Origin of the sequence: Neisseria sp. GT4A_CT1 (genome assembly GCF_000227275.1) — a bacterium.
Classification (GTDB): domain Bacteria; phylum Pseudomonadota; class Gammaproteobacteria; order Burkholderiales; family Neisseriaceae; genus Neisseria.
This window is the reverse complement of record NZ_JH164964.1, coordinates 194,401-201,524: the sequence shown is the minus strand read 5'-3', so window position 1 is coordinate 201,524 and position 7,124 is coordinate 194,401. Positions and strand designations below refer to the sequence as shown.

Below are 7,124 nucleotides of genomic sequence, written 5' to 3'. Positions count from 1 at the left end.
CCTCCGTCCTGAAGCAATATTCAATAGATGAACGCGCCAAACAAACGGGCGGCATCCAGCAAGGTTATATTCCTTTAAAAGATTTGCAGGAGGCTGTCCCCCCGCTCTATGCCGCAGTTAAAGATTTGAAAAAAGGCGCGCACACTACAACGCCTCTGCAAGACAGCGACGTCTATGCCGTCTTCTATGTCAACGACCGTCGGGATGTAAAGCTTCCGTCTTATGACGAATCCAAAAGCAGTATAGCCCAAGACCTGCAAGCCTCCCGCGTCGATGAAGCGCTCCAATCTCTGTTGCAAAAAGCCACAATTAAATAACTGTTCACGGAGTTTTTATCATGACATACCAAACTGCCGCCGCAGTCATCATGGCGACGGCTGTTGCCGGATTCGCTGTCGCCAAAGCGCCTGATATTGATCCGGCACGCATAGACAGCGAAGTCGCCCGCATTCTCAAGCAAGCCGAACAGCGTCCTGAATCCAAGCAGCAGCCTGACGGCAAAGCAATCCGCCAAGAAGTCGTCAAACACTTGCAAAGCATTGAAATTCTCAAAAATGCCGCACTCAAAGCCGGATTGGATAAAGATCCCGAGGTCCGCAACCAATTCCTCACTATGGAAGCGGAATTTTACGCGGCGCAATATGCCGAATATCTGAAGCGCACTGCCGAAATCAGCAATGCTGAATTATTGAAGTTTTACGAACAGCAAACCCGCATGATCAAGATTCAGCAGGTTAGCTTCGACACGCCCGAAGAAGCGCGAGCAGCACAAGAATTGCTCTTGAAAGGCTTGTCATTTGAAGAATTGACGAAACGATATCCGAATCAGCAACCCGCATTTGAAGATTTCGTCATGGCAAGACAGCTGCGCCAACCGCTTGCAGGCATCTTGGGCCCAATGAATCGGGGAGAGGTAACTCACAATCCTGTTGAAATTGAAAACAAGTTCTTCCTGTTTAAAATCAGCGAAGTACAAAAAGACCCTCAAGCACCGCCGTTTGATCTGATTCGCGATCAACTCACCCAGCTGCTGAAAGAAGATAAAGCCCAACAGCAAATTCACCAGCTATTGCGTGAAAACGGTATCGAGCAATAACACGCACTGAAACGATACAGACTTCGGTAAAACCACGCCGTACCGGTTTAAAGCGGATTCCCATATAAAAAGGTCGTCTGAAACCTTAAAACAGGTTTCAGACGACCTTTCGTTTAATATGCTTGGTTTAATTAACCCGGTTTGCCGTCCAAACGCGGGCGGATGAGCCAAGGGATGTATTTCCATGCGTAAAGTAGCAAGGACAGGGCAAACAAGACTGCGGAAGTGCGGATGCTGTGGGTGTAACCGGTGCCGCTGACGAAGGTTGCAATGATGCGGATGACAGTGGCGGCTATCATCAGCCAAAAGGCGACGGGTACGGATTTGGGTGGCGGATAGATGGAGTTGCCGGTATGCCCGAGCGCGGTGCGCGCCATCATGCCCAATGTCAGGACGCCGATGCCGCCGACGCCGATGAGATGTACGCCAAGATTAAGGAAAGAGCCATGGAAGTAGGAAGCACCGATGGCAATCAATCCCAATCCTGTGAACAAATAGCCTGCGAACAAAATCCACAGCATCGGTTCTTTCAGAACGGCTTTATACCACCAGCGGTAAACCTGTACGGTAAAGATCACGCCCGCTGCAAAGGCAAAAGCGGATGAAAGCCAAGGCAGGGCATGGTGCGCCATCAGCATGGCAGTCAGCATGGGCAACCAGAGGGACGCGTGAGCGACCCACATAGGGCTGGGGATTTGCGGAACATTCAGGCGTTTGGAGGTAAAGAAGGAAATAATCCGCATACCGATAAGGCCAATAAAGCCTGAGACCATAATCAGACCGGACTGCAGCCCGCTGAGCAGTGCAGATGCGTTTCCGGCATGCAGTTGGAAGTGGAATGCGGCATGCGTGCAACCCAGGACGACGATGGCGAATACGGCGACGTAATTGCGTTTGTTTTTGGAACGGATGACAGGCAATGCCATGCAAACTGCGCCGTACCAAAAAAACAGCGTACCGAGTATGCCGCTGGCGGTTGCACCCCAGCCCGGAATGAAAACGGCAATCCTTGCCGCCAACCAAAAAGCGGTCAATCCTGCCAAAACGCCGCCGCGCGTGGGCGGCTGCCCCGTCCAAGTGGCAACGGCAGTCAACAGAAAGGCAATGACGACGAGTCCGGCATAGCCCCAGATCATCTCATGGGCGTGCCAATAAAAATTGGACAACTCGGGCGTACCCGTATAGCCGAAGCCCCAAAGCAGGATGGAGAGTGCGCCGTATAGTGCCGCCAGCGAGTAAAACGGGCGGAATGCCATTGCCCAAACAGGGTGTTTGAAAAAGGCGGTCATGGTAGTTCCTTGGTTTGTTTTTTGAATGGTTTGTTTTAGGTTTGAATAGACAGGAGGGTCGTCTGAAAACACTAAAATCGTGCTTTTGGACTTTTCAGACGACCTTTTTTATCAGATTCCTTCGGGTTCCGGTAAAAACGGCTCGACTACGGGAAACAGTTCGCGTTCTTCAAAACGGGCATGGTCGCGTAGGGTAACGGCAAAGTCCTTATTCCATGCTTCGTTAAGATATTCAGGATTTGCCATCATACTGCGCAGTTTGGCGTGTTCGGCTTCGAAACGTTCGCGCATCGCAACGGGAATATTCTGCCAATGCGGGGCGAACATGGTTTCTTCTTCGACAAAATGCGGTTCCAATTCAAGGAAATGGGCTTCAAGCTCTGTTTGATGGCTTTCAGCGGGCGCACGCAGGAGGCGGACGCAGAGTGAAAGGGCGTGATGGTGTTCGCGGGAAAGTTCGATAAGTGCTGGGTGGCGTTTTAACGGCTTCATAATATTTGATTATAATGATAATAAATTATCAAACTACACTGGATTAATTTAAATGTTTCAGATATTATGAAACTTAATCATATATAAAGTCAAACACATAACGGCGACAATTCTCCACTGGAAACACTGCCGCCGTCCTAAAAAAATAATATATTCTGAACAGAGAAAACCATGTATCTGACGCAACATACGGATTATGGTCTGCGGGTATTGATTTATGCGGCCATAAACGACGATTCGTTAGTCAATATCGGAACCATTGCCGAAGCCTATAACATTTCAAAAAGTCATTTGATGAAAGTCGTTACCGCGCTTGTCAAAGGCGGATTCCTGACCAGCATAAGAGGGAAAGGAGGCGGACTGCGTCTTGCCGACACACCCGATAAAATCAATGTCGGCGCGGTCGTTCGCCATCTTGAACCCATGCAGGTTGTCGAATGCATGGGGGAAAACAACGAATGCCTGATTACGCCGTCTTGCCGCCTTACCGGCATTTTGGGCGGAGCGATTAAGGCTTTCTTTGCGCATTTGGACGGGTTTACTTTGCAGGATCTGCTCAATAAACCAACCTACGATTTGCTATACGAACCCAAAATCGAAATCGTTGTCGAAAAAACAGACGATAAATCGGCATAAGCTACCTACTCTGCCGATATGTTTTAAGAGACTTAACTGAAAACCCGCACAATCCCAAAATTAGGAAACATCTGATCATTCTTGTAACCACAACATTTCACAAGCATCAAATTTTCTATTTTCAGACGACCTTTTTGGGAAAGTGTACGGGTCTATCCCGCTATTCAAGCCACACCAACTACCGACCTGCAATAGCGGGAATCAATCTAAGAACACAAGCCAATCAATAAAATAATATTTTTGCAGCTTTTTCTCCTCTAAGGCACGCCATCGCCATCGTTTTATCCAAACCACTTTTATTGTAAATTTGTGAACTTTTCCGGATGAACAACTTCTAATCCAGTTGACTGAGGCGTCGCTTCCTCTTTTTCTTTTGTTTTATTGTGATAATGAATAGCAATATCAAAATGTTGCATTGTACATATTAATATTTTAGATTATTCCAGAATAAATATTAACTCAAAAAACAGATGTAAAAACAGGTTGCAAACAAAAATTGTTGCTATTATCATGCGTCGATTATGAATAAAGACCGAATTTTAATCCCAGTAGCCGTCATTACCGTAACATTGCTTCACGCGGGCTTGATTGCGCTTTTGTGGGAAACATATAAACCGCTTATACCGGAAATGGCAAATATTGAGTTTGTCGATTTGGCGGATTTAGGTGGTGGCGACGGAGGTGGAGACGGCACCCCCGAAGGCGAAGGTGCGCCTGCCGCTCCCGAAAAAAACGCCCGAACCGCAAAAACCTAAGCCACAGCCTAAACCCAAACCGGTCGAACAGCCCAAACCACAATTTAAGCCGGTCATAACAAAAAAAGCGGATGCTGATATCCAGCAGCCGAAAGAGAAGCCCAAGCCGGTTGAAAAACCAAAGCCTGAGCCAAAACCAGAACCCAAACCGGAACCTAAGCCTGAACCTAAACCCGAACCACGTCCAGAGCCTAAACCCCAACCCAAACCAGAATCCAAGCCTGCACCTAAAGCCTCGGACTACACCAGCAGCAGTAAAACCGGGCCGAATACTGCGGAAAACGGTAAAGGCAACGGACAAGGTAAAGCTCCTCATGGCGACAGCAAAGGAAACGGCGGAGGCAACAAAGGCCCTGGTAACGGACAAGGTGAAGGCAGCGGCCCCGGCAGTGGTGGCAACAAAGGCGAACATGGTTCAGGTAGTGGCAGTGGAGGAGGTTCCGGCGGTGGAAATGGTCCTGGAACAGGACCGGGTAGTAGTAGAGCCAATCCCGTTAAAGGCGGCACTTGCCATATTCCTAAACCGCCATATCCGCCTATAGCGGCAGAAAACGGAGATACAGGTACAGTTATGCTGAGTGTCTTGGTTGGCCCAGGAGGAAAAGTTGCTGAAGTTAAAATTTTAAAACGCAGTGGCTCCAATGCTCTTGACCAAGCTGCCCGTAAAGCAGTTAAAAATGGTGCTTGTAATGCCTCCGTTTGGACTGAATTCCGAGTCCCGGTCTCTTTTACTCTTGAGTAATCGGGCGCAACACCTTTATCGACAAAAGTTTTAATTTACTTGGAAAATTTGGAAAAATTATGGATTTAAAAACAATATTCGAATCAGGCGATTTTGTTCTGATCAGTGTATTCGTGTTGATGTTAGTGATGAGCATCGTGACTTGGTGCCTGATTATCCTGCGCTCCATCAAACTGAAAAAAGCCAAAACCGCCAACGCACTCGTTAAAACGCAAATGCTTAATGCCTTTACGCTTACCGAAGCCGTGCAAAAAGTGAAAGATATTGATGCACCAATGAGCCGTGTAGCGGACGAATCCCTGCGTGCCTACCAAAGCTATCGTCAAAGCAATGCGAAAACACTTACTACCGAGCTGCCTTTGAATGAATACCTCGTCATTCAAATCCGAAACAGCATGGAACAAAACATGCGCCAGTTTGATTACGGCATGACTGCTTTGGCATCCATCGGTTCAACTGCCCCGTTTATCGGCTTGTTCGGTACGGTTTGGGGGATTTACCACGCCTTAATCAATATCGGTCAAAGCGGTCAAATGAGTATTGCCGCAGTAGCCGGTCCGATTGGTGAGGCGTTGGTGTCAACTGCCATCGGTTTGTTTGTCGCCATCCCTGCCGTCTTGGCGTATAACTTCCTCAACCGCGGTAAGAAAACCCTCTCTCAAGATATGGACGCTTTCGCACACGATTTACACGTCCGCCTGTTGAATCAAAAGGACTAAATTATGGCATTCGGCTCTATGAATTCCGGCGATGATGCACCGATGTCAGACATCAACGTTACGCCTTTGGTCGACGTGATGCTGGTACTGTTGATCGTTTTCATGATCACCATGCCCGTACTGACCCATTCGATTCCTTTGGAACTGCCGTCCGCTTCAGAAAATGCAGCGAAACAAAAGGAAAAGCAGCCTAAAGACCCCCTGCGCCTGACCATAGATGTTAATGGCAACTATTACATCGATGGTGATTCTGCAACCAAAGCAGATATTAATACAGTTACTTCCCGACTGAAAACTGAAAAGCAGAAAAACGCCAATACCATCGTTGCCATTTCGGCAGACAAGGCCGTTGAATACGAATATGTCAACAAAGCCCTCGAAGCTGCCCGCGAAGCAGGTATTACCAAAATCGGCTTTGTGACCGAAACTAAAGCACAATAATACCGGCAGTAAAAAAGGTCGTCTGAAAAGCATTCCTACTTTTCAGACGACCTTTTACATATAAATCAGACGCAGCCTAAATACATCCAATACACTCATTTTCAGCAATTCCTCTTTTCCTTCATAGTGCAGATGAACTGCATTTTCTATAAATTCGACTTCCTAGATACCCAAATCTACCCTAACCTTCCCGATTGGAGAATAGTTAGACACAAAGCCGGAGGCTCTCCATTCGCTCAAGGATAAGGGGTCGTCTGAAACCTTCACTCTTTTCTGTAAAAATACCCTTAGCAGCTGCAATATAAGGATTCGGGAAAGTTGTTTTAAATACCCCCTATTCCCCGATTTCCCTTAATAACAAAACCGCCATACCGGATTAGCATCCACCCAATAAAGCGATAAAACCATCTTTATCTTCAATCAAACGAGCACAGAACACACTCTCTACAAAACACTTCCATTTCAAAAAAGGTCGTCTGAAACCAGATGTGTAATATAGTGGATTAACTTTAAATCAGGACAAGGCGACGAAGCCGCAGACAGTACAGATAGTACGGAACCGATTCACTTGGTGCTTCAGCACCTTAGAGAATCGTTCTCTTTGAGCTAAGGCGAGGCAACGCCGTACTGGTTTAAAGTTAATCCACTATATTGATGGGGCAAGAAAGGCTGATTATATAATGAAAACGGTCGGATTTTCTCCGACCGTTTGATTCTGTTTAAGGCAGACGGGCAATCATGTTTGCCATCATTGCCGCCTACCTGTTCATCACCTGCTTACTCTGCTGAATTATCAACTTTTTGCGCACCTTGCTCGCGCTTGATTTCCTTGCTGAAATAACGCAGCAATGCGTCAAAAATGTTGGCAGACTGCTGTTGTGCCAGCATTTGTTTGGCAGCAGGCACTTGGGAAGCAATATTTTCCGGCGCTGCAATATTTTGTACTTCAACAAT

At 47.2% G+C, this 7,124-nt stretch carries 6 protein-coding genes and 3 pseudogenes; 6 read left to right on the top strand and 3 right to left on the bottom strand.

Translation table 11 applies throughout. From position 1 onward, the window contains the following. A pseudogene (locus HMPREF1028_RS00910) lies at positions 1–317 on the top strand (hypothetical protein); the annotation flags it as partial. Positions 318–337: 20 nt separating this feature from the next. Further along, a complete protein-coding gene (locus tag HMPREF1028_RS00905; protein WP_009310948.1) occupies positions 338–1,096 on the top strand; it encodes a peptidylprolyl isomerase in 759 nt (252 codons plus the stop codon). A gap of 131 nt (positions 1,097–1,227) precedes the next feature. On the opposite strand, the gene HMPREF1028_RS00900 is transcribed toward HMPREF1028_RS00905, so the two are convergent. Both HMPREF1028_RS00900 and HMPREF1028_RS00895 read right to left on the bottom strand, forming a co-directional pair. Continuing rightward, on the bottom strand, positions 1,228–2,385 hold the full coding sequence (locus HMPREF1028_RS00900) for an NnrS family protein (protein WP_009310947.1): 1,158 nt from the start codon (positions 2,383–2,385) through the stop codon (positions 1,228–1,230). A gap of 111 nt (positions 2,386–2,496) precedes the next feature. Beyond that, positions 2,497–2,877, bottom strand: a complete 381-nt coding sequence (locus HMPREF1028_RS00895) for a hemerythrin domain-containing protein (RefSeq protein ID WP_009310946.1) — start codon at positions 2,875–2,877, stop codon at positions 2,497–2,499. A gap of 171 nt (positions 2,878–3,048) precedes the next feature. On the opposite strand from HMPREF1028_RS00895, the gene HMPREF1028_RS00890 reads away from it, so the two are divergent. The 4 genes and pseudogenes from HMPREF1028_RS00890 to HMPREF1028_RS00875 all read left to right on the top strand — a co-directional run bounded on the left by HMPREF1028_RS00890 (position 3,049) and on the right by HMPREF1028_RS00875 (position 6,170). Next, positions 3,049–3,513, top strand: coding sequence for an Rrf2 family transcriptional regulator (locus HMPREF1028_RS00890; RefSeq protein ID WP_003759367.1), 465 nt, complete (start codon positions 3,049–3,051; stop codon positions 3,511–3,513). A 521-nt stretch (positions 3,514–4,034) separates the two neighbouring features. After that, positions 4,035–5,010, top strand: a pseudogene (locus HMPREF1028_RS00885) (energy transducer TonB). Positions 5,011–5,069: 59 nt separating this feature from the next. After that, on the top strand, positions 5,070–5,729 hold the full coding sequence (locus HMPREF1028_RS00880; protein ID WP_003759374.1) for a MotA/TolQ/ExbB proton channel family protein: 660 nt from the start codon (positions 5,070–5,072) through the stop codon (positions 5,727–5,729). A gap of 3 nt (positions 5,730–5,732) precedes the next feature. Then, positions 5,733–6,170, top strand: coding sequence for a biopolymer transporter ExbD (locus tag HMPREF1028_RS00875; protein ID WP_003759376.1), 438 nt, complete (start codon positions 5,733–5,735; stop codon positions 6,168–6,170). Between the two features lie 777 nt (positions 6,171–6,947). On the opposite strand, the pseudogene HMPREF1028_RS14310 reads toward HMPREF1028_RS00875, so the two are convergent. After that, a pseudogene (locus HMPREF1028_RS14310) lies at positions 6,948–7,124 on the bottom strand (peptidylprolyl isomerase); the annotation flags it as partial.

Bases quoted from the DNA above. Each gene is read 5' to 3' on its own strand.
- HMPREF1028_RS00890 (WP_003759367.1), top strand. From the start codon at position 3,049: ATGTATCTGACGCAACATACGGATTATGGTCTGCGGGTATTGATTTAT.
- HMPREF1028_RS00880 (WP_003759374.1), top strand. From the start codon at position 5,070: ATGGATTTAAAAACAATATTCGAATCAGGCGATTTTGTTCTGATCAGT.
- HMPREF1028_RS00905 (WP_009310948.1), top strand. From the start codon at position 338: ATGACATACCAAACTGCCGCCGCAGTCATCATGGCGACGGCTGTTGCC.
- HMPREF1028_RS00900 (WP_009310947.1), bottom strand. From the start codon at position 2,385: ATGACCGCCTTTTTCAAACACCCTGTTTGGGCAATGGCATTCCGCCCG.
- HMPREF1028_RS00875 (WP_003759376.1), top strand. From the start codon at position 5,733: ATGGCATTCGGCTCTATGAATTCCGGCGATGATGCACCGATGTCAGAC.
- HMPREF1028_RS00895 (WP_009310946.1), bottom strand. From the start codon at position 2,877: ATGAAGCCGTTAAAACGCCACCCAGCACTTATCGAACTTTCCCGCGAA.